22 protein-coding genes are annotated in these 23951 nt (G+C 48.0%); all 22 read left to right on the top strand.

Translation table 11 applies throughout. From position 1 onward, the window contains the following. Nucleotides 1-10 precede the first annotated feature (10 nt). The 22 genes from A4V03_RS15820 (at nt 11) to A4V03_RS15705 (ending at nt 23923) form a co-directional block, all read left to right on the top strand. Entirely contained in the window at nt 11-1657 is a 1647-nt protein-coding gene (locus tag A4V03_RS15820; protein ID WP_084081169.1) for a DUF5003 domain-containing protein, read from the top strand. Between the two features lie 48 nt (nt 1658-1705). Further along, complete coding sequence (locus tag A4V03_RS15815) at nt 1706-4414, top strand: DUF4458 domain-containing protein (RefSeq protein WP_065539576.1); 2709 nt, start codon at nt 1706-1708, stop codon at nt 4412-4414. Between the two features lie 15 nt (nt 4415-4429). Beyond that, the gene (locus A4V03_RS15810) at nt 4430-6418 is read left to right on the top strand and encodes a BACON domain-containing protein (protein ID WP_065539575.1); all 1989 of its coding nucleotides are present in this window, start codon (nt 4430-4432) and stop codon (nt 6416-6418) included. A gap of 36 nt (nt 6419-6454) precedes the next feature. Continuing rightward, on the top strand, nt 6455-8548 hold the full coding sequence (locus A4V03_RS15805) for a S8 family peptidase (RefSeq protein ID WP_065539574.1): 2094 nt from the start codon (nt 6455-6457) through the stop codon (nt 8546-8548). 15 nt (nt 8549-8563) lie between these two features. Next, nucleotides 8564-9379, top strand: coding sequence for a DUF1573 domain-containing protein (locus A4V03_RS15800; protein ID WP_065539573.1), 816 nt, complete (start codon nt 8564-8566; stop codon nt 9377-9379). A gap of 18 nt (nt 9380-9397) precedes the next feature. Next, on the top strand, nt 9398-9874 hold the full coding sequence (locus tag A4V03_RS15795; RefSeq protein WP_065539572.1) for a lipocalin-like domain-containing protein: 477 nt from the start codon (nt 9398-9400) through the stop codon (nt 9872-9874). A gap of 1144 nt (nt 9875-11018) precedes the next feature. Then, nucleotides 11019-11837: a DUF4121 family protein gene (locus A4V03_RS15785; protein ID WP_055300058.1), complete on the top strand. Its 819-nt coding sequence runs from the start codon at nt 11019-11021 to the stop codon at nt 11835-11837. A 19-nt stretch (nt 11838-11856) separates the two neighbouring features. Next, a complete protein-coding gene (locus A4V03_RS15780; RefSeq protein ID WP_065539571.1) occupies nt 11857-12795 on the top strand; it encodes a hypothetical protein in 939 nt (312 codons plus the stop codon). Between the two features lie 79 nt (nt 12796-12874). After that, entirely contained in the window at nt 12875-15877 is a 3003-nt protein-coding gene (locus tag A4V03_RS15775) for an N-6 DNA methylase (RefSeq protein ID WP_065539570.1), read from the top strand. Between the two features lie 225 nt (nt 15878-16102). Continuing rightward, complete coding sequence (locus tag A4V03_RS15765) at nt 16103-16600, top strand: hypothetical protein (RefSeq protein WP_032559782.1); 498 nt, start codon at nt 16103-16105, stop codon at nt 16598-16600. Between the two features lie 13 nt (nt 16601-16613). Continuing rightward, on the top strand, nt 16614-16928 hold the full coding sequence (locus A4V03_RS15760) for a hypothetical protein (RefSeq protein ID WP_008766246.1): 315 nt from the start codon (nt 16614-16616) through the stop codon (nt 16926-16928). A gap of 16 nt (nt 16929-16944) precedes the next feature. Next, entirely contained in the window at nt 16945-17313 is a 369-nt protein-coding gene (locus A4V03_RS15755; RefSeq protein ID WP_008766247.1) for a hypothetical protein, read from the top strand. A 17-nt stretch (nt 17314-17330) separates the two neighbouring features. Then, complete coding sequence (locus A4V03_RS15750; RefSeq protein WP_008766248.1) at nt 17331-17618, top strand: hypothetical protein; 288 nt, start codon at nt 17331-17333, stop codon at nt 17616-17618. A 90-nt stretch (nt 17619-17708) separates the two neighbouring features. Beyond that, nucleotides 17709-18638 carry a hypothetical protein gene (locus A4V03_RS15745; protein WP_065539569.1) on the top strand — a complete coding sequence of 310 codons (930 nt, stop codon included), beginning with the start codon at nt 17709-17711 and terminating at the stop codon, nt 18636-18638. A 37-nt stretch (nt 18639-18675) separates the two neighbouring features. Further along, nucleotides 18676-19266 carry a hypothetical protein gene (locus A4V03_RS15740; RefSeq protein WP_065539568.1) on the top strand — a complete coding sequence of 197 codons (591 nt, stop codon included), beginning with the start codon at nt 18676-18678 and terminating at the stop codon, nt 19264-19266. Then, nucleotides 19263-19874 (top strand): hypothetical protein, encoded by a 612-nt coding sequence (locus A4V03_RS15735; protein WP_065539567.1) that lies wholly within the window; start codon nt 19263-19265, stop codon nt 19872-19874. The genes A4V03_RS15740 and A4V03_RS15735 overlap by 4 nt, the downstream gene beginning before the upstream one ends. 1 nt (nt 19875) lies before the next feature. Next, entirely contained in the window at nt 19876-20085 is a 210-nt protein-coding gene (locus A4V03_RS15730) for a hypothetical protein (protein WP_065539566.1), read from the top strand. A gap of 13 nt (nt 20086-20098) precedes the next feature. Then, complete coding sequence (locus A4V03_RS15725; RefSeq protein ID WP_065539565.1) at nt 20099-21121, top strand: LPD29 domain-containing protein; 1023 nt, start codon at nt 20099-20101, stop codon at nt 21119-21121. Between the two features lie 46 nt (nt 21122-21167). Continuing rightward, nucleotides 21168-21878, top strand: a complete 711-nt coding sequence (locus A4V03_RS15720) for a hypothetical protein (RefSeq protein ID WP_065539564.1) — start codon at nt 21168-21170, stop codon at nt 21876-21878. A gap of 11 nt (nt 21879-21889) precedes the next feature. Then, nucleotides 21890-22408: a hypothetical protein gene (locus tag A4V03_RS15715; protein ID WP_065539563.1), complete on the top strand. Its 519-nt coding sequence runs from the start codon at nt 21890-21892 to the stop codon at nt 22406-22408. A gap of 243 nt (nt 22409-22651) precedes the next feature. Further along, the gene (locus A4V03_RS15710; RefSeq protein ID WP_016270778.1) at nt 22652-22942 is read left to right on the top strand and encodes a DUF4120 family protein; all 291 of its coding nucleotides are present in this window, start codon (nt 22652-22654) and stop codon (nt 22940-22942) included. 57 nt (nt 22943-22999) lie between these two features. Next, a complete protein-coding gene (locus tag A4V03_RS15705; RefSeq protein ID WP_065539562.1) occupies nt 23000-23923 on the top strand; it encodes a DUF932 domain-containing protein in 924 nt (307 codons plus the stop codon). Nucleotides 23924-23951 lie beyond the last annotated feature (28 nt).

The following is a 23951-nucleotide window of genomic DNA, read 5'->3' as shown; positions in this document are numbered from 1 at the left end:
CAATATAGTAATGAAAGCGTTAAATTTGAAAAACATAAGCTGGAGCTTGATTATATCGGCAATGATGTGCATGGTTGCGTTTGCCAGCTGTTCGGACGATGAAAAAGAAGGTGTGAATATCACATTTCCTGAATTGAAGGAGGAGACTCACGCAGTAGGTGACGAGATAGAAATTTCATTTAATGCACCCGTAGACTGGCAGTTGACCAGCAAGGCAGCATGGTGTAAGTTCGTAAATGGTGATTTTGAAGACGCCACTACAAGTGGAAAAGCCGGCAACCAGACGGTAACAGCCAAGATTTTGGGAGACGGACAAGATTACATCAACGACAATACAACGGAAATCACATTGAAGATGGGCGATAAAGAACAGGTGATTTACAAGATTACCCGTTCGAAGAAAGCCTTTAGCGGACTGACTATCAAATCTGTTCCCGAAGCCGAAGGCGAAGAAGCGGTAGAATATAGCGCAGAAAATCCGATTGTTGTCAAAGGATGTGATATCGATACAAATAGAGATGAATATCTTGTTATTGAAACCAATATTGAAGATGCAAATTTGACTGTTGGTATCAAAGAAGGCGATAATCCGGATTGGATAAAAATAGAGAAAGACAATAATAAATATAAATTGGCTTTCAACAAAGATAAAAAAGACCTTGACCCCAAATATTCATTTGGTACCGACAAAGGTGGCAAAATCATATTTTCTGTAATGACTTCAGATAACTCCATCATTGGCACAGCAGAAATCCCTGTTGCTTATGAAGGATTAAAAGAAGGAGTATTGGTCAGCAGTCCTGCATATCCCAATTTGAGAATCAGTCAAGACGGAAAGAAAATCATCAGCACTGATGCCAATAACAAAAGTACAGTTTATCAAGATAAAATAGAAACAGAGATCATTACCCGTGATGATGAATTCGAAATTGTAACATTCGAACAAGTAGGTTCATTCATGGTTTTCCCCGGAATGGAACCTGTGTATCAGGCAGACGGCTTTATCTTTGGTGAAGATGCGGTGACAGACTGGGTTGATGTTAAAACAAACGGAACCAAATGCACAATAACATTCGAACCTTATGTGTTCTCTTACAATTATGACAATCGTGGAGTTGTTGTAATGGCTTTCCCAAAGAAAGAATATGAAAAAATCAAAAACGACTTGGAAAAGAACATTATCGTTGATGATTATATCAATCCCCGTTATCAAAGTTATGTATTGGGAGCTCCGGTTCAAACAGAAGATGTGGTAATGTCTTTCACTACATGTATAGCAATGGATGGAGAATTATTCCCGATTGCCAATATGATTGGTGAAGACTGCACAACCAAATATGACGGGGAAGAAATAGAAGGTGCCGGAACCGACAATATTTATACTTCTAACATCTTCAGTATGCTTTTCTCTACTTCTGAGGACGGCAAAGTCTACTATGAAATCAAAAACGGTGAAGATGGAATGATTCTTGAAAACGACGAATTTGACGGATTCTCAGCAGGACTGACAAACAAGGCAGGAAAAGACTACATCGTTCTGTCAACAGCAAATGCAGAAACTCTTCCTTTGCAACAAGGCAAACAGATTAAAGTGAAGTCTTCCAATGGAGAAGTGCTGGCATTACTGATTATCAACATCGGTGAGAATCCATTCTAAATTCCAATACCGACATTTGACAATTTTAGTTTAATAATACAGAAATAAATGAACTCAAAAAGAACAACATATTGGAAACTGTTTCTTATCCCCCTTTTCACCATGCTTTTCGGCATGGTGACGGGCGGATGTTCCGATGACAAGGAGGAACTGCAAGGCAGCCAGTACGGCTACGTGCAGTTCAAACTCTACAAATCGGCATCCTACGCCAAAGGTGGGACAACACGTGCGGGCGACCTGAACAAATTGGGTGAAGCACAGAAAGTAGAAATAGAAATGCTGTACAATGGTGCCAGCATCACGCAAACATTGATTTTGAACGCTTACAACGAATCCAATGCAGAATACGGTATGCGCAGCGACAAACTGCAACTGTTAGTAGGCGACTATAAAGTTGTGGGCTACAAACTGCTGGACAAGCTCGATGAAGTGATAACCAGTATCTCTGCCTCTTCAGACGAGACTTTTGCGGTCGTTTCGCGCGGACTGACAGTGAAAGACCTCACTGTAGATGTGCAAAGCCGCGGAACGGTAACATTCAAACTTACAAAGACCGGACTTCCCGAAACACGCGCAGCCGGTGATGCTTCGTATCTTTTCAAGGACATCAAACTGATTGACGTTACGGTAACCAACACGTTCACCCGCGAATCGACTACATTCAAGAAACTGAAAGTAGCCTATAAGGAGGAATACAAAGAACACGAGAACCCCGACGACCCGAACGACAAGTACATGGACATAGGCGTGGCAACCACCGACTCCGCCGTATGGTTGCCCACCGGCAATTACCGTGTGACCGCTTACACCACTTACCGGAAAAGCGGTGCAGTAGAAACCAGTCTGGAAACACAGGAAGTGGCAGGTGAACAGTTTGCTATCGAAGACAACCGCCTGACCAAACACGCCAATGTGCCCATCCTGCTCTCCGAAACGAAAGAGTACATCAAAGACTACATCGCACTAAAGGAAATATGGGAAGCACTGAACGGAACGGAATGGGGCTACTACGGAGCGGGCGAAACACCGGGAGCCAACTGGAACTTCAACAAGGAAATGGATATGTGGGGCGACCAGCCGGGCGTGACGCTTAACAGCAACGGACGCGTGGTAGGTCTGACGCTTGAGGGATTCGGTGCTAAAGGAAGAGTGCCCGACGCCATCGGACAGTTGACCGAACTGAAACTGCTCGCCTTAGGCTCGCACAGCGAAAAGCTCGGCAGAAATATGTTCGACCAGACTAACTGGAGCGCCAACATGAGTGAAACACAACGCACCAATCTGCGTATGCACTACCGGAACACATTCCTCGACTATGATGTGCGCGAAGGCTTGTCTGAAATGATACAGAAAAGCATCAACGACGACGCTACCCAAAAGCCCATCCGGAAGAGCAACCGCATCTCATTGAAAGATGTACAAACAGGCAAATATACCAATCAGATTACATTTGTTTCGAAAGCTGTCATGCGCTTGAAACAATTGCAATTGTTCTACATAGGCAATGCTCCGATAAAGGCGGAAGATATCTGCACGGACTGGGAAAACCCCGCCTCAGAATACGCCAAAGCATACGAAAAAGAGAACTTGACTTGGAAAAGCATGACCGAACTGACGGATATCGAGATTTACAACTGTGCACAATTGGACAGATTCCCCGACTTCCTGTTCGCTCTGCCCGAAATGCAATTGCTGAACGTTGCTTCCAACACAGGCATCAGCGGTGAGCAACTGAAAAACGACTGGTCGAAACTCGCCTTGTCGCCCGTAGGCAAGAAGTTACAGATTCTTTACCTGAGCTACAACAATCTGAAATCATTCCCTACTGACGGTTCGCTCCGCTACATGAAGAAAATGGGAATGCTGGACTGCTACAGCAATGAAATCGAGACATTGGCTCCCTTCGGGAAAGAGGTGAAACTTGCCACACTTACTCTTGCCTACAACAAAATACAGGAGATACCGGAAGAGTTCTGCGGATTCACCAACGACGTGGAGACACTGGACTTCTCGCACAACGAACTGAAGTACATCCCCAACATCTTCGATGCATCCTCCGTTCATGTCATGGGGGCGGTCGACCTCTCTTACAATCAGATTGGCTCCGTAGGCGGCAAAAACGTTGAAAACCCGGAAACATTCAAGGGCATCAATGCTTCCACCATATCCTTGGCATACAACAGTATCTCCAAGTTTCCGTCAGATCTGTTCAGAACCGGTTCGCCAATTTCAACCATCAACTTGAGCAACAACCGGATGACCGAAATTCCAGAATACTCGCTCAAAGGCAAAAACGGCAACTACAAGAACACGTATCTGCTGACTTCGATAGACCTGCGTTTCAACAAACTGAAATCCCTGTCGGACGACTTCCGGGCAACGACCTTGCCTTACCTCTCCAACATGGACGTGAGCTACAACTGTTTCTCCAAGTTTCCCACCGAACCGTTGAACAGCAGCCAGTTGAAAGCCTTCGGTATCCGCCACCAGCGCGATGCCGACGGTAACCGCATCCTGCGTGAATGGCCCGAAGGCATCAGTACTTGCCCGAGCCTGCTCCAACTGCAAATCGGAGCCAACGACATCCGCAAGGTGAACGAAACCATCAACCCACGACTATGGATACTGGAGATTAAGGATAACCCCAACATCTCGCTCGACGTGACACATCTTTGCCCTTACATCAAGGCAGGTATGTATATGCTGATTTACGACAAGACCCAGGATATCCGAGGTTGCGACACTCTTAAACAATAAACTGATAGATAGAAAATGAAATATTTACATAAAGTCATAGCAGGACTGGTACTTTGCACAGGGTGCATCACCTCATGCAAGGACGACAACAAGACGGAACTTCCCGGTGGATTGCTGACGGACAAAGAAGAAATTGCAATCGGCCCGGAAGGCGGACTGGAGAAGATTGCCGTGTTGTCAGACATAAGCTGGGTGGCAGGCGCATCCAAACCCTGGATTGCCGTCTCTCCAGCAAACGGATTGGGAGCGGCCGAATGTCAGCTCACCATCGACTCTACGTTAGAGAATACGGCGCGCACGGCGCAAATCCGTTTCTCTTCCGAGCAGGCGGGACAGAAACTTATCACCGTCACGCAATTCGGTTTCGGCAAACAGATTTTGCTGAACGAAACGGATGTGGAAATCGAGAACTCGGCGCGTTATGAGAAACGTACGTTCGAGATGGTGGTATCTACTAATATCAATTTCAAAATCGGGAGCGTCGAATATGCTTTCGACGGCACACAGTCGGATGAGGAGAAAGCCGAATACGAATCCGAACGCACCGGATGGCTCACCCAACCCCGGCAGGATGACTTGGCGGTGGACTTGGACAGAAAAGCCCGTCCGCGTACGGTGAAAGCCAACTTCCGTTGGGAAATGAATACAGCTCCCTTCGTTCGCGTAGCAAAGATTCACCTCGTGCCGATGGACCCGGCAAACGATCAGTTGGTAGACGACAACGGCAACCCGATAGAGGATGTTGTGCTCACCGTCAGACAAAAACCTGCCCTCAAGATTGAAGACAACCGTGCGGGCGACTCACTGGCAGTCATCACCATCAACGAGAAGGTGCAGAGCATGATTAAATTTGAAACCAGCGAAAATATGCAGAACTGGGAAAACGTGACGCTGTGGGAAGCTACCGACAAGGACTTGCCGTGCGAAGAAGCGGTGGGACGCATACGTTCGGTAAACTTTGTTATGATTGACATGAAAGAGGGCGAATCCTTGCCGAAGGAAGTGCGTTACCTGAAATATTTGGAGTCGTTCTCCATCCGCAGCAACGCCAACTCACAAATCCGCGACATTCACTTGGGCGAGGAAATCTGCGAGTTGAAGCATCTGAAAGAGTTGGTTCTCTATTCGTACGGTATCACCTCTCTGCCGGCAAACTTCGCCAAATTGGGAGGCGCCACGAACGAAGGCTATGCAGGACTGAAAGCACTGAGTCTGTCGGCAACCAACTTTGCTACTCTGTCGACTATTACGAAAGTGGTCAACAAAGAGAATTTCCCGTACTTGACTTCGCTCGCACTGAATGGTTCGCGTCGTACCGACTCACTCTCCGACCTGACACTGGTACAAGGCGGTAAGTACAACGGACGCCCCATCGGACTGTTTGTCAATGTTTCGAGAGGAAACGAAAGAGACGCTCTTCTTAGCCTGCTTCTGTGGGAAAATCTGCAATCGCTGACGCTTGCTTACAACTTCATTGAAGGTGAACTGCCGACAGACGAAGAGATGGAAACGGCACTCGAGAGAGCGGGCAGACCGACACACTACACGTCTGACGACTTCTCGACCGAAAAGGCAGACTACCTCGACAAATTGGTAGGCGACACGTGCCGTTGGTTGCTCACGGATGACAATCCAGTAACATTCACAGCTACCGATGAGACAACGGAAACCGTGACTGGTCAGGAAATTCCGCGTGTATTGCCCAAGACCCGCTATCTCTCTATCAACCTGAACTTCCTCACCGGAAAACTGCCCAACTGGGTGCTTTTCCATCCTTACTTTGCAGCATGGTATCCGGAAATCGGATTCTTTATCCAGCAGGAAAGAGGTAAGAACTCCGCTGGAGAATTGGTAGGATTCAGCAACATAGACGCGGACAACTTCGACTTTACGTATTATTACGGAGCAGAAGACCCCGGCAGCAACACAACCGTATCGGGAGTTGCCTATCCGCTCTACTACCGTCGTTTTGTAGCCAACTCCTCGACGGAAAACGCAGAGTAGTAATCATTTACAAGAACAATTATCTAACAAGTAAACATGAGAAATAGATTCTTATATACACTTCTGTTGGGATTGGCGCTGACCGCCTGCTCGGACCACGAGCAGGCAGAGCAGACGCCTGTTTCGGCAGGAGACACGGAAATCCGGTTTCCCGCTGACGTAACAGCAGGCGAACTTATCATCAAATTCAAACCCGAAATGACGGAAATCCTTGACCGCGCACTGACCCGTGCCGCCAGAAACGGCGGTGTGTCCACCCGCTCGGGGATTCCTTCGACCGATGAGATACTCGACATCTTAGGCGGGTATCACTTCGAGCGCATCTTCCCGGCAGACGCCAAGAACGAAGAACGTACCCGTGCTGCAGGATTGCATCTGTGGTATTTAGTGAAGTTCGACAAGGATACCGACCTGAAAGAAGCTGCCCAACGTATCTCTCAATTAGGAGAAATTTCCAAGGTGCAAGGAAATAGTCACATCAAGCGCGCCTACAAGACCGATGCACATCGGGTATACGTCAATGAATCGGCATTGCAACGCCATGCTGCAACCCGCACCGGCAGAGCATCGGCTACGTTCACAGACCCGGGACTGATCTATCAATGGCATTACAACAATACAGGTACGTACGACTTTGAGAACCAGAATCCGCTCAACAACGGAGCCGTAGAGGGATGCGACGTAGGCTGTTACGAAGCGTGGAAGAAATGCACAGGAGACCCCTCCATTATTGTTGCCGTATTGGACGAGGGAGTGATGCTTACCCACCCTGACTTGAAAGACAACATTTGGGTAAACGAAGGCGAAGAGTTTAACGCCGGAAAAGACGCCGACAACAACGGTTATGTAGACGACAAACACGGCTACAACTTCGTAGAAAATTCCGGAAACATCACATGGTCGTCGGAATACGACACTGGTCACGGCACGCATGTGGCAGGGACCATCGCTGCCATGAACGGCAACGAAGTAGGTGTATGCGGTATCGCCGGAGGTAACGGCACTCCCGGCTCGGGCGTGAAAATCATGGCATGCCAAGTATTTGCAGGCGACGCAGGCGTTACACTCACCGCTGAAGCCAAAGCCATCAAATATGCGGCAGACAACGGGGCTGTCATTTTGCAGTGCAGTTGGGGCTACAATTCAGCAGATGCCAACATTGCCGAAGGATTCAGCCCCGGTCCAGCTACGCAAAAGGAATGGGAAACAACCTATCCACTCGAAAAAGAGGCCTTGGACTACTTCATCCACAACGCAGGTTCGCCCAACGGTGTCATTGAAGGCGGACTCGCCATCTTCGCTGCCGGCAACGAGTATGCAGGTATCCCTGCTTATCCAGGCGCATACTCCAAATGTGTCACTGTAAGTTCTACAGCGGCCGACTTCACACCGGCGTCTTACACCAACTATGGTGTGGAAATAGACATTTGCGCACCCGGAGGTGATACGGAATACTACGCTGCTATCGGCAAGGAATCGCCCGAGTTTTGGGAAGAAAACGGTCCTTATGCCGGTTCCATTCTTTCCACTATGATGAAGAACGGTACCCCCGCCTACGGTTACATGGACGGTACTTCGATGGCTTGTCCGCACGTGTCGGGAGTAGCCGCTTTAGGCTTGTCGTATGCAGTGAAACTGCGCCGCCACTTCAAAGCGTCCGAGTTCATCGGTCTGCTGAAAGAATCTGTCAAACCGGTAGATACTTGGTATGGCGGTGGCAAAAAGAAAACTTATTACCGCAACCATACATCGCCAGGGGCTTCGCCTGCACAGCTGGAACTGTCGAAGTATATCGGCAAAATGGGAACCGGAGTAGCCAATGCCGCTTTGTTGCTCAACAATATCGAAGGCAACGGAACGGAGATGAAAGTACCCAACGTCTACGTAGCGGAAAACACAACGTCGACCACCAACTTGGCGTATTACTTCGTGGATGGTGAGAAACTCACTTACACCTGTACGTCGTCTGATGCCAACATCGCTAAAGTAACGGTAGTCAACGGTACTCTGATGGAGGTGACCGGCATTGCCACCGGAACGGCACGCATCACCGTAAAACCAAGTGTCGGAATGGAACAGACCATCGTCGTGACCGTTCGGAAGAAAGCTAATGACAACGGTTGGCTGTAATCACCTGATGAGACAATGAAGTTCTTTAGTCTAATAAGAATAGTTGTATTCCTTGTGGGAACAGGGCTGTTCGGAGCACTACACGCACAGAACAGCCCCGCTTCCCTGCAAGCAAGGAGAGATTCGTTGCTGAATCCTTCATTGATGAAACAGGCGGAACGAGTACTGCGATTCGAAAAGAGCGTGCAGAACATAGGTACACTGACTGAAGACGATGTTCCTGTAACCTATCGGTTTGTCTGCACCAATGTAAGCAACCGTCCTCTCCTCATCAAGCGTGCCACACCGACGTGCAGTTGCGTCACCGTCGGGTTCGACAGCAAGGAACTGTTGCCCGGCAAGCAACAGGTCGTCAACTTGACGTTTCACCCGAAGAATCATCCCGGCACGATAGACACCCATGTGTTTGTCTACCTCTCCTCTTCGGACAAGACACCCGTAGCACGGCTTACCCTGACGGGAGACGTACTTCCGGGTAAGGATGAATGGGCACGTTTCCCATATTCAATGGGGAAGTTACGGCTAAAGCAAAACACAATGACCTTCGGTGAGGTGAGAACCGGACATCGGTCTACGGAACGTATCTTCTGCGGCAACAGCAGCAGTAAACCTATGCAGCTGACTGCCCCGATACTTCCTGCCTACGTCACCTTCCACACCGAGCCGGCAGTGATTCCGCCGGGCGGAGAAGGTGATATCGTAGTCACAGTAGACGCTTCATTGATTCCTGTCGGTGCGAAAGCAGAATTCACCTTCCCGATTATCATCGAAGGCGTCAGTGCTCGCCCGTTGGACCGTACATTGAATATAAAAGTTAAACGTATCAATTAATAAAAAAATAAATTCGACATGAAGAATATTTTCAAACTCATGGTTTTATTTGCTCTTCTGTTCTGCGGCTCGTCCTGCAGTGATGATGAAGAGTTAACCGTTGCTCGTCTGGAAGTCACCACCGCCAATCTGAACGGAGTGTGGCAACTTGCCGAATGGAATGGTCAGCCCTTGGCTGAGGACACTTATTGCTATATAAAGTTTAACCGCAAGGACCAAACGTTCGAGATGTATCAAAAATTCGACAGCATGTATGCCCGTTACATTACCGGTAGTTTCAGCATCCGTAAAGACCCTTACTTGGGTGCAGTCATCGCTGGTGTCTACGACTACGGCAACGGTGACTGGAATAATGAATACATCGTCACCGACCTGCTGGAAAGCGGTTCAATGGTGTGGACGGCTACGGAGGATAAAGGCGATATAAATAAGTATGTGCGTTGTGACAGAATCCCTGACGAGATTATTGAAGAAGTCAAAGCAGACCAAGAATAAGGCGTATATTCCTTTAATCATACTACGAAGTACAGCATTTATTAAAAGAGAGTGTTCTCTAAAAGATAACTTGATACTCTGATCACAGACTGTATATCAATAGCCATTTGAGAATAAAATACTAAATCCATCGCGTAATCCTACACGAACTTGATTTATAATGGTTTTATTGGGGATTGCAAAGATATACAGTCTGTTTTTATTTTGAATCCCAATAGGCGTAACTTTTCAGTCATTTTTAAACAGGCGTTGAATATTAGAGCCTGTTTAAATTTTCCTGAGATTATGTTAGATAGGCTTTACCGACCTGTTTTTATTCGTCATATAGTCTCCGTCATGCTCCTCACAACAACAGAAAATATACTCGAAAGCAACTCTCAAAACTGTGTCGGGCAAAACTCGGAGCAGGCTCTTAATAACCCACTTTTCATTCATTAATAAAAAAGTTCTCTTTCATTAATTGTAAACTTCTTATTATCAGCATGTAAACTTATTCTTCGTTAACCGTAATCTATAATTGCAAGCTTTATTTATAAAAACAAAGGCTTTGATTATAAAAACGAAGCTTGCAATCAGGGCAGACGCATTATATTTTGTCTATCAATTAGTCAACTATTATCTATATTTCATTTTTATTATTTGTCTTATTATTAATCTATTAATATTTTGTATATTAATTATTTATTCGTATATTTGTAATAGTCAGAAGTATTTTATTTGACTATCAGTGTATTATATGAAACTCGCATGAGAATGGGCAACGGATAAGAAAAATGCAAACTGTTTAGAATCACTATATTCCTCATGCTGTCAAATAACTCTTTATCTTTCTGCAAAGATAGTGTTTTTCCTCTGAATACCGGAATTTTCCGGGTATAATCTTTAAGGTGATTTCAAAAATAATCCAAATCAAGAATGACATCTGTACCGTAGCCGAGTTCACGTAACTCACAGGCAAAGGTAACTCGTGTTCTTATCGTACAAGCAAGGTCAGGCCCTCCGGGTGGCGTGGAAAAATCATCCTCGCCCCGGGGGGCTTCGGTATTTTTCCCGCCAACCTTGCATGTACGGAACACGACCTTTTAAAGCCTGTAGTTACGGGAACTCCGGCCCCGAAAAGCCGGACTAACAAAAAAACAATGTCATGTTACAGGCAACAAAGAACAAGTACGGTATTGAAACGCTCAAGACACTGAATGTTTTGTACGACCGTGAACATTGGCTGACGCAGGAGGATGTGGATATGGCCAACCGTTATGTCGAACTTATAGAGCGGACGCGCTCGGAAACCACACCGCAAATCGGTGACAGGCTGATTTATCTCAGCCGTCATGGGGACTATTACGGCAATGCACTCATAGACAGTATGGATGAAAAGAAAGGCCTGCTTTCCATCTGCGAACAGCCGTATGTTCCGTTCGTATGGCAATCTGAGGATAATATCCGTCTGAGCGTCAGCGGTGGAGCTTTCCACCATGTAAAAACGGATGATCTGAAATTCAACGGTTGGACGGAAGGAGCATTCAAAGACTGGGGACATTGCGGATCGTGCGCTCACGGATCAGTTACATTCACGGCAAAAGTCCCACAATGGATTTACCGTGAGCCGGAACCGCTCTATGGTGATTTCACGACAGAGACCTACCGCCGTTTTTATCTTCACAAAGACCCGGAAGCGAAAAACCTCTACCAAAGTCTTGATATCGCTTTTCACAATGAAGAGGACTTCCGGCAATTCCTGCAAGACTACGAGGGAACGGTATTCAAGGGGAATTGGAAAAACCAGATCGTGGTATGGTGCTTCCGCAGGGAATATGTATTCCTGCCATTGTCGGAATGGGAAAAGATAGATGCCCCGGCGGTGGAGCGCAGACTCAATTTTCATCCCGAGCAGGTGAAGATTGTCAAGGACATGGAGAAGCACATCACCTATTTCCACCGTATCAAATCACAGGATTTCTAACACTAAAAATCAAACAGATATGCAAACGACAACATCATTCAACCCCGGCAACGCTCCCGACCTGCTTTCAGGAATATTGAGCGTGGAAGTGAGAAACGAGGACAAGATTACCGAGCAAGACCGCCTGTTTTGCCAGAACCAGCAGGACATGCTCTACAAGACGCTTGACCGGATAGACCGCTGGTATGCCATCTTCAAGGAAGAAGCAGAACAATACCGAGCGGAACGGAACTTCTCATACGATGACAACGGAAAAATTTCCATGCGCGACTTCTACTCGCTCAGAAACGGGAAGGACGACTATTCACACAATGAGTTCAAGCCGTTCGATGTGCTGAACGATTTGGTAGACAAGAACCACAACGCCAACTCTAACTTCGCCAACCGTATCATCGCCTACTTCAACAGGACGTACAACGTGTCGGTGCCGGAACAAAGGATAGACGAAAAGACACTCCGCATGGGCTTCCGTCCGGTCTATGGGACATACGTGGATGCGGTCATCGAGCATCTGGGAGGCAAGAGCTTCCGGGAAACGGCAGTGGAAGAACTGCTTGCCAGAGTCGCAAAGGTAGTCAAGCCTTCCTGCTGGAGCAAGGTCAAAACGGAGCTTAAGAAGGACAAGATTGTCTTTCCCGAAATCATCCGTTTTGACGATTTTTACTTGCAATACAACAAGTGTCAAATCAATTACAACTACAGTGGAGAGTTGGAAACCCTATGTGCGGGTATTGCCTACGGTGCGGATGACGTACTGTGCGGTAGTTCAGACATGATTATCCGTTTCGACCGCAACAATGTGTCTGTCAATGACTGGTACGACCTCACGACCACCAACGCCGAGCAAATCCGATTCTACAAGAACGGACGTATCGACGTCAAATTCAAGGACAGCGCGACGGCCGAAAGCTGCTTCAAACGCCTCCGGCTTGATGAAATCACATTACCTGAGAACTGATCATGAGACAAAATCCACTGCACCCCGTAAGACAACCCTTGCGGGGTGTCTTCATTTCCAACCGTAAACGATTAAAGATATGTATGCCATCATCCCTCAACAGATACCGCAGGACAGGCGGGCCGAGGTCAACGAAAAAATTCTTTTCGCCATAGACTCCGGCAAGGATCTGATTCCGGCGGAGAGCATCTACAACTGCTATACCGGCATTGGCGGGCTGCACAACCTGAAACAGTCCGACTTTGCCAACTACAACGAGTACGCGGAGGCCAAGAAAGAGTATGAGATGGGACAGTTCTTCACCCCGCATGAAGTATGCAGAGACATGGTGGATATGCTGTCCCCGGCCTCTTCCGAGATGATACTCGACATGTGCTGCGGCATGGGCAATTTCTTCAACCACCTGCCGAACCTTCATAATGCCTACGGTTTCGACATAGACGGAAAGGCGGTGGCCGTTGCCAGGTATCTCTACCCGGATGCCCATATCGAAAAGTGCGATATCCGGCAGTATTACCCAGAACAACGCTTTGACGCCATTATCGGCAATCCGCCTTTCAATCTGAAGTTCGACTACAGGCTGTCACAGGAATACTATCTGGACAAAGCCTACGATGTGCTCAACCCGGCAGGCATCCTGATGGTCATTGTTCCCAGCTCATTCATGCAGAGCGAGTTCTGGGAGAAGACACGCATAACGGGCATCAACAGCCGCTTCTCATTCATCGGTCAGATAAAGTTGAACCCCAATGCTTTCGCATCCACCGGAGTCCATAACTTCAACACGAAGGTGATGGTATTCCTGCGCAAGTCGCTGCATATCGAGATGCAGGCCTACAATGCGGAAGAGTTCATCTCCATGGCCGAGTTGAAAGAGCGCATCCGCGAGGCAAGGCTGATGAAACACAAAATACGCTTCGACCTGATGCGGGAGACCAACCGGATTGACAAGGAGGAGCTGGAGGTGTTCGAGTACAAACTCGCCAAGTACATGTACGAGCTGAAAGCTCACGCCAAGCTGAACAGGCATATCGACAAGGCAGAGGCACTGGTCACGAAATTCCGTAACCAGAAACCACCGGAAAATGCCACCCGGGAACAGGTAAACCAATGGGAGAAGAACAAGCTGACCACGACCAAAGTCCTCGGTATCATCCGCAGGTATATCACCTCGCAGAATATCGTTCCACGCAAGGAAGTGGCCCTGGTGAAGACCTCATACGGCTTCAAATTGAAGCAATATGCCCCACGATTATTAGACAAGGTTTCGCACAAGGTGGCAAGCATCAACGATCTTGTACTGGAACGAGCAGAACTGCCCATGCCGGAACTGCTGACAGAAAAGAATATGCGTCAGATTCGTGCGGCGGAAAAACTGATACGCAAGAAACGCAGGCAATACGAAATCCAGAACCGGCAGTTTGCAGATATGCAACCGGTCCCATTTCTGCAAGAATACCTCGACCGCACCACTTTCAGAAACAAAGACGGAGAGGTATGCGAGTTTACATTACTTCAAAAACACGACCTGAACCTTGTCTTGCAGAAACGCTACGCTTTGCTGAACTGGCAGCAAGGCTCCGGCAAGACAGCCGCCGTCTATCACCGCGCCAAATACCTGCTCAAGTTCCATAAGGTACGCAATGCCGTCATTCTGGCTCCAGCCATAGCCACCAATATGACTTGGATACCGTTTCTGACAATCAACCGGGAGAAATTCCGTATAGTCAGAAGTAATGCCGATTTGGAAACAGTACCGGAAGATGTGTTCCTTATCCTTTCCACCTCTATGCTCTCCAAACTGAAGCGTGGGCTGTCACAATTTGTCAGACGCACATCCGGGAAACTCTGTCTTGTTTTCGATGAATCCGATGAGATAACCAACCCGTCTTCACAACGGACAAGGCTTGTCTTGAGTATTTTCCGCCGTCTCAAATACAAGATACTCGACACGGGAACCACCACGCGGAACAACATCGCGGAACTGTACAGCCAATTTGAACTGCTGTACAACAATTCCGTCAACATGGTCTGCTGGTGCGACCGGATATACCACGAGAACAGAGACAAGGAGATAGAGGAAGAAAGCAACCGGCATTACGGAGAGCCGTTCCCGGCTTTCAGAGGCCATGTGCTTTTCCGTTCCTGTCATTGCCCCGGAAAATCCACCGTATTCGGCATAGAGAAGCAGAACCAGGACGTGTACAACAAGGAGGAACTGGCGGAGCTTATCGGAAAGACTATCATCACCCGCAAGTTCAGGGACTTCGCAGGCGAGAAGTACAAGATACGTACCCATACGGTCAGCCCGGCTGAAGGCGAGCACGAGGTTTACCGCGTCATTATCGAGGAATTCTGCCGCATTTGCGAGCTGTATTACAACAGTACAGGAGACGCGAAGAAGGATGCCGGGCTTAGGCTCATGCGACAGATCAAGCTGCTCATCAAGGCGTGCTCCGTCCCGTACCTGATAGATGGCTATTTCGGCGACGGGATTCCGAACAAGACAAGATATATCGAGAAACTGATACGGAAGATTCCCGGCAAGGTGGCTGTCGGCTGTACCTCCATAGCGGCGTTCGACCTTTACGAGAATCATCTCCGCGAATGCTTTCCGAACCGTCCGGTGTTTGTGGTCAAAGGCGACGTGACCTTCAAGAAACGGCAGAGCATCGTGACTGAGTTCGATTCCACCGTCAACGGCATACTGGTCTGCACACAGCAGAGTCTGAGCAGTTCGGTGAACATCCCGACCTGTAACGATGTGATTCTGGAATCGCTCCAATGGAATATCCCGAAGATGGAGCAGTTCTACTTCCGCTTCATACGTCTTGATTCCAAAGAACTGAAGGACGTACATTATGTCACCTACAAGGATTCCGTGGAGCAGAACCTGATGGCACTGGTACTTACCAAGGAGCGGCTGAACGAGTTCATCAAAAGTGGTGAGGTGAAAGAACAGTCAGACATCTTCGAGGAGTTTGACGTCACTATGTCCGTCATCGAGAGCCTGCTGGTCAGGGAACGTGACAGGGAGGGCAAGATACATATCAGCTGGGGAAGCCAGCGCATAACCGGCTAAAAATGAAAAAACATGAATAACCGCAGATTCCATTCCACAGGCAAAGGTAACTCCGCGCCTTTACCGGCTGGGCAAGGTCAAGCCGCAAGCGGTTTTCGGGAAAATCATCCTCGCCGGAGGCTCCGGTATTTCCCCGAAAAACCCTGCACAGCCGGGGCCCGGACCTTTTGGAGCCTGTGGAATAAAATCCCCGGTTCCGCATCAATAACTGTAATGAAAAAGATTATGGACTTGAATCAGGCAGAAGTGGCAGTGACCACGCAGCATCTCATCGACATCCGGCAGGAAAGGGACAGCCTGCTGCGTATGTCCGATTTCGGCGACATGGGAGAATTCCTATGCACCTGCTCCGAATTGTTTCCCGAAGAGGAAACACCGGAGTACAGGTATACGAAATGGGAGGAAATCCCGGACCCGCTTATCAACAGGGAATGGCTTTGTCCCAACTTCTTTGATATAAGGGAGGCAATGGAGCAGCTGGAGGAACCCGACAAGGATTTTTTCTTCGACTGGTGCGACCGTTACGGACACGATATCAGTACGGAAGACCCGCACCTGCTGGTAGCGCATTACCTGGAACTGTTCGGGAACGTGACCTATATCGACGATGACTCCTGCCCGGACAGCGGGGATGACAGCCTGCTGTATTATCCGGGCATATCAGGCAACTATTTCGATAACTGTTTCCCTCGTTTTGAAGTATTCGATGACAATTACGATTAAAAGACAAACGCTTATGAACATCAATTTTCTCGGACCGGTCTTACCGACAGACAGTTTCACGCAGATGGCTTTCGTGGAAATCCTGAACATCATCCTGACCTCCGACAACATCGTGGACGTGAACCGGATGCTTATCGGAAGAAACGTCAATCCCACCTTCGGCTCGCTGTCGGGACATTTCCGCTGGTCTTACGCAAACGACCATTTCACGCTGTGGCAGCGCATGGAGTACAATTCACCAATCTGCTTCGGACAGCGCATATTCAGCATCCATTTCGGTATGCTGGCAAGCCGCGACAGGAAAAGGAACAATATGATAATGAACTGAAAACATATATATCAACATGAGTTACCAGATAATCACAAAAATGGCATACAATGCCAAAAACAAGCAGATTGAGACCTGGCAGCATTCCAACAACGTATGGCCGAAAACAGACCATTTTTATGACTTGGATGTAAAAACGGACAAACAGATGTTTGAATTCATAAAATTGGTAGCAAGCGGTTCGTGGCAGGTTCGCAAATGGAGAAAAGCGTTCAATATCCTTTTTGAGGAATATCCGGAATTGGTCATGTCATCATACGAACACGAGCTTGAAGGCAGGCCCTGGAAGGAATATTGTGCTATTTGCCGAAAACATGAAGGGCTTGCCGAAAGCAAGTGCAATGAGATCGTAGCGCGGTTCAAACAACTGGCCGGGATTGTCTGACCCAAACAGATGAATATATGGAAGAGTTGAAGATTTCAAACCGGCAAATTGCAATGATGGCTTTCGACAGGCTTCGCAAGGAAAACAAGAAGGATTCCGCGCTCCGGCTTGCCCGTTGTCTGTTGCAAGGCACAAGCATATCACTCGGCATTGGTGATATTGACTGGGATATTGACACGGCAATACGACAATGCGGCGGAGAGCCAAGTACCGGTTACAGGTACACCGCATATTTTCACTTCAACCGTAAGACGGAGATGGTAAAGGAAAGGTATGACGAGATAGTGAAAGAACTGTATGGGTAATAGTAATACGGAGGCGGCCGGAAGGTCGCTTCTGTCATTTATAACGGTATGTACGGGAAACAGAACCCTGCCGTACACAGGTAAAGAAAAATGGAAGAACAGAGAACGCTTACGTTGGATTTCGTGAAATCCCTCATGGAACCATCCTACACGCTGGTATGGACGGATTATAACGACAACCTTGACAACCACCTTGACATCATCCGGAAATGTCTGGACAGGCGGAATTGCGATTGCCTGTGGGAAAAGGCGGGCGAATGGTATGGCGATGCGGAATATGAAGCTGTTCATGGGATTATGGAAAAGCTGAAAGAAGAATGCTTTGTATTCAACGACTTTGACGAACACGAGGTCGATGCCTTTTTCGATGAACATGAGGATGCAATCCGGGACGAGATTTACAGCAGGAACGATTCGGACGTAGTGAAAGACCTGATAAGGTACACGGATGACATTCCCATCCGGGTGGAGATGCTTTCCGACTACGACTGCATCAACTCCAACTGGTTTGAATCGCAGGGCGGTTACAGTTACGAGGAATCCTATTTCGGGGACATGGTAGACAGCCTGAACCTCAATCCGGCGCAAGTAAAGAAACTGCTGACGAGCCACGGCTACAAAGTTTACGGGCGTTTCCCGAACCGGAAAAGAAGGAACGGGAAAGAACAGGTCTCATACGAGCAATTCTACGAGGAACTTATCAATTCCTGTTGCGGCGCGAACCTGCTGACCTATATCGGAAAGGTAAGTCTGAAAGAGTTGTATGATGCAGACTTCTCGCTGAAAGAGGTCATTATCCCCAAAGGGAACTGTTGCGGGCTGTTCAGTTCCACGTATGGCGGCGGAAGTCTTCTTGAAATGGAACTGAAACAGGATGTGAAGCTCAAGCTGGAGGTCAAAGGCTGTAACGGCTTCCGGTTTCGTCTGGATGACGAACGCTCCAAGTATGACTGTTCCATACAGCATGTGTATGGCGTGGACGATTCGTTTTTCAACAACACGGTCAGCATAGTCTCTTAATGTTAAATCAATTACAAACAATCAAATCATAAGAATTATGGCAAAGTATGATGTAAGAGTAAGGTATGCCTTCGAGGGCACTTACACGGTAGTGGCTGAAGACCAAGAGGAAGCAATACAAATGGTGTCTGAAGAGTGCGGGCTGGTTCTGGGCGGTAATATACACACGATCCTCGATGATGAAGATGTGGACTGGAAATTCGGGACTCATCCCAACATGCAGTTGCTTTCCGTGACTCAGAGAAACGGAAAAGAGTCTTCGGCATCCATTTATTTTAGCGGGAGGATCGAGGAACTGCGTGAGGACATCATAAACGAGATACGACAGCTGCTCCATTCCCACTGCATGAACGAGATACGATTTCCAAAAGAGGAGAGCGATCCGGTTTGGGTGATATGGTTCGACAAAAACGGTGATCCATACGAGTGTCGAGTGACAGGGCTTCATGTGACAGACAGCAGTCTGAGGGTTGTTGCCGAAGAGAAGGAAGGCGGTTATGAAGTGGAATGTCACAGCCCGTTTGAACTCGGCGCAAGGAACATCGACTGGCTCCACGAAATGTATGATGCCGTATGGAGGCAATTGGAAGGCGAAGAGAATGTTGAACCTGAAACTGAAAAATCATGAAATACCACGCAGAAAATGCAGTCTCCAGCTTCTTCTACTATATGTGGAACGCATGGAGCAAGGAGGAATGTAAAGTCGTGTTCGGAGGTGACTACCTGCACTTTTGGGAAAAATGGAACGCACAGGCTGAAAATTCCATTTATGGTGCGGCGGAACGGTTCTATACCGAATTATCGGAATGCAGCCGGACGTTGCTGGTGGAACGTGCCGTATCGCTTTATGACGGCAAGGCTTTTAGGAAAAGGTCTGATGATTCGGAAGTATATGTCTGTTGTGAATGTGGTTCTCAACAGATTGAGATACAGGTTTGGGCGGATGCCAACACGGAAGAATATCACAGCGATGTGGAGGATGCCTGTAACGGAAAATGGTGTATCGAGTGTGAGAGCCATATACATTTTTGTTCCAAAGCCGAATTCATCCAAAAAATGCAGGTTTGGTGGCAATCCTGTGATTCCATGACCATGCAACGGATTACGGGATTGAAAGAGTGTGATTATTCGCTGGACGATAATTCACAGGCGTTTGTCAATACTGCTAACGAATGGTGGAACAATCGGGACTATGATGAAAAGCGGAATATCTATAAAGAATATAACAATGAATAGTATGGGAGAAAACATCATCACCTTGATCTGCAACTCATGCGGTTGCGACAAGACAGAAGCACAGGAGTATCTGGATTCCGAACTTCAACATTTGCGTGAGTTACAGGAACTGGACGATTTGAGGGAAGGCGACATTGAACTCGCTTGCAGCAATCTCGGCCTTGACCTCGATTATCAGGAATATTTTATCAATCGCCTTGCAGGGGCATAAAAAATTTACGGTTATGACTTATTTTCAGAACATACACAGTCTGGCGGACTTGAAGAAGGAATATCGCCGCCTGGCATTGCAGCACCACCCAGACAAGGGTGGTGACACTGCCGTCATGCAGCAGGTGAACGTCGAGTTTGAAAAACTTTATGATGTGTGGAAGGATTCCACTAATATGTCCGCCGACACCACCGGCTACGAATATGACTATTCCGGGGCCACGGCAAAGGAATATGCCGAGTATGTATATAACGAATACCGGTGGAAAGGTCGCAATTACAAGGGACAGCACGCTCCCGAGATTGTGGAACTGGTGCGGACCTGGCTCAAGGAAACCTATCCCAGATACAGGTTCTCCGTCAGACGGGAGAATTACAATTCCATTTACATCAAGCTGATGAGCGCGGACTTCGAGGCGTTCACCAAGGAATCCGGCAAGGTGCAGGACACCATCAACCACTACAGCATAGAGCGGAATCCTGACCTTACAGACCGTGCGAAGGAGGTGATGATGAATGTCTGCGACTTTGTCATGTCGTATAACTTCGATGACAGCGATGCCATGACGGACTATTTCCACACCAATTTCTACCTGACATTGGGCATAGGCAGCTACCGGAAGCCTTACAAGGTGGAACTGCCGAAACTCGCCTGCAAGGGAAAGGACAAGCCGGATGTGTTCAAGCATCCCGAAGGCACGGCGCACAAGGCTCTGCGGCAGGCATTGGGTACGGCACGGTTCGGCTTCATCGAACACAGGAGGCATATCGGCGAGATGATACTCGGGGAAGACCATTATGGCTCACAGGGCGAGCACTATTTCTGGCCGAAAGAGTATTCAAGCGCAAAAAACGCACAAAAACGGATTGACAAGTTGGAACAGGCCGGAGTGAGGTGCAAACTCACGGGGTATAATGGCGGTTACATCCGGTTCCTCGGATATACCCCGGAGACGGAGGCTTTGCTGGAACAGGAACGGAAAGAGGTCGTTATCGCGCATCAGGCATGGCAGGCAAAGCAAATACAAACCAATTAAAACACTACCGATTGTATATACGAATAGTCAAAAAAAAGAATGAGTCATGAAAGCAAAAGTATTGAAATACAAGTTTGACGGGAATACCGTCGTGGCTCCTTATATGGAGCTGGAAGCGTTTGCGGAAAACGTCTATCTCTCGTTATCGGACAAGAATGAATACGGGAATGAAAACTATGATTATTTCCATGTGGTCTGCAAAGTCGAGAACGTCTATTTCTCTTGCGGACAGTATTCCCGGGAAACGCTTGGCAGGGAGGAACAAAAAGAAAGACTTGTCGGGTATTGCAAAAACTGGATCGCGAACACACTTCAGGATGCGGAAAACGGGAACCATGTCACCCTATTGTCTATCCGTGTTTTTAAAGAGCTCGGACTTGATACAGCTCGTTTGCTGCAAGCCCGTGAAGCGTACCAAAAGAAGCAGGAACAAAGACGGTTGGAGCAAAAAGAACAGGAAGAAGAGAAGCGCAGACAGGAGGAAGTGAAGTGGCAACAGGAACTGGACGGGGAGAAACTGAAATTTCTGAACGGGGAATATATCCCGGCAAATATGTTCCTTGAAATAACCAAACGAGACGGCTTTGAAATCCATATACGGACCAAAGGGACATTGAACCGTCATGTATGCGGGTTGAATAAGTCCGGGAGCATTCGTTTCTACAAGAAGAGCGGTTGTCGCACGCCTGATTTTTCCGGCTGCCACAAGGCTATTGCCGCTTACCTGACATTTCTGGAAACAGTTACCGAAAGCTGACCTTTCTCGATATGGCACAGGAACGAATGGACGACTGGATGGAATATGCCAGGGAACTGGCACGTGCCGAGCGTGAACTGCGGGTTGAACGCTGGGTATTCATTTCCATCGAATGCAAGGATGATGCCGGCAACCCTGTCCGGCTTCATTCTTATGACCTCCCGAGGGAACTGCACGAGCGTTACCGTTGGGTAGTCCGCTGGCGTGAAGCCAGGTTACAATGCCTGTACCCCAAAAGACAAATCAATACCTATTACAGCTATTATGACAGGCGCACCGGACTACGTACCGATTTCAACTCCGCTCTGTCAAGGCTGTCAGCCACCAAAGCCCAAATCTCCATCGCTGAGCGGAAAGAACGGGAGTATATTCAATACCAACGTACAAACAATCTGTTTTTTGATGAAAGCATGGATGAGCAGTTGGTACGGTTCCGTGAAAAACTGCGGATGAAAAAAGAAAAATACACGGCATTGGAGCATAAAATCCGTTCTGAGGTGGAATTCATGCAAAAATTGAATAGAACCTGACAGAACAAGCAACAACGGGGCTATTATTTTATTTCCCACCCTGCAAAGGTAGCCCCGTGCCCTGTGTATCCTGCAAGGTCAGGCCCCTGCGGGGTTGGCTGAAAGAAAATCATCCTCGCTGCGGCTGCGGTATTTTCTTTCGCCAAACCTTGCCGGATACGGGCACGGGACAGTCAGGCAGGCGAGAAATAAAAATACCGGCTCCCGGAGCCGGACGTGTTTAACAGATAAAAAGTAAAAATCATGAAAATCCTGAATGAAGAACATTTCGAGAATGTAAAACGCTATGCCGAGTCCATCGGTGACACCTCATTCCAGAAGTGCCTGGACAGGCTGGAAAGCTGGGAGAAGAATCCCGACCATCCCAATGAAATATCGCTCTACTACGACCATGCCCCGTATTCGTTCGGCTTCACGCAACGCTATCCCGATGGAAGAACCGGCATCGTGGGAGGCCTGCTTTATCACGGAATACCGGACAGGTCTTTTGCCGTCACACTGGAACCGTTCCACGGATGGCAGATACATACCTGACCGGAACAAAAGGAAAAGTAACATCAACATAGTATTAACTTAATAAACTTCAAGATTATGGCAAATCTGGCAGTATTGGAAAGACAACAGCAGTTTGATTTCCAGCAGAACGGAATCGAAGTGATGGACTTCGATACATTGCAGCGTACCTACAAGGAGAACGACATCTACAACAACCCGGTACAGGGCATCTACCATTACCAGGTCATCCAACGCATGATGGATATCTGCGAGAAGCACAACCTTGACTTCGAAGTGGAAGAAATCTTCGCCGCCCAGAACCGGAACAAGACACAACCCGGCGTGAGCATACTCCCGCAAGTAGAACAAATCCACGGGGAAAAGGCGGTGGAAGCGCATATACTCCGCCGTATCTTCACCACCATCCGCATCAAGGACTGGGAAACCGACGAGCTGACGACCACGCTTGTCGTAGCCTACCACCAGGACGGGGTACAGGCGGCCATAGGCCCTTGTGTGAAAATCTGCCATAACCAGTGCATCCTTTCTCCGGAAAGAAGCGTATGCAATTATGGAAAGAAAAAGGTGACTACAGAAGAGTTGTTCGACACCGTGGATGGCTGGATGGCAAACTTCGAGGTGAACATGAACGAGGACATCGAACGGATACAGAGATTGAAACGCAGAGTTATCTCTTTGGAAGAAATATATATGTATATAGGACTGTTGACGGCATTGCGTGTTTCCCACGACAGCGCGGACAAGAACCTTTCTTCTTCCGTGGAAACCTATCCTTTGAATCAGGGGCAGATATCGGTATTCACGGAAGAGGTGCTGAAGCTGGTAATGACAAAGGGACAGATTACCGCCTGGGATCTCTACAATGTCGCTACGGAGATATACAAACCCGGTAAGACGGACTTTCCGGCTTTGATTCCGCAGAACGGTGCGATGGCGGAGCTATTGTTGTCACGCCTGCCCGAAGAGGCGGAAATCGTGGGCGTCATACCGGTAGGCTGAGCGGATGGATACCATTGAAATCACAAAA

The organism is Bacteroides caecimuris, assembly GCF_001688725.2.
Lineage (GTDB): Bacteria > Bacteroidota > Bacteroidia > Bacteroidales > Bacteroidaceae > Bacteroides > Bacteroides caecimuris.
The sequence above is the reverse complement of the archived record's forward strand: the minus strand, read 5'-3'. Positions and strand labels throughout refer to the sequence as shown.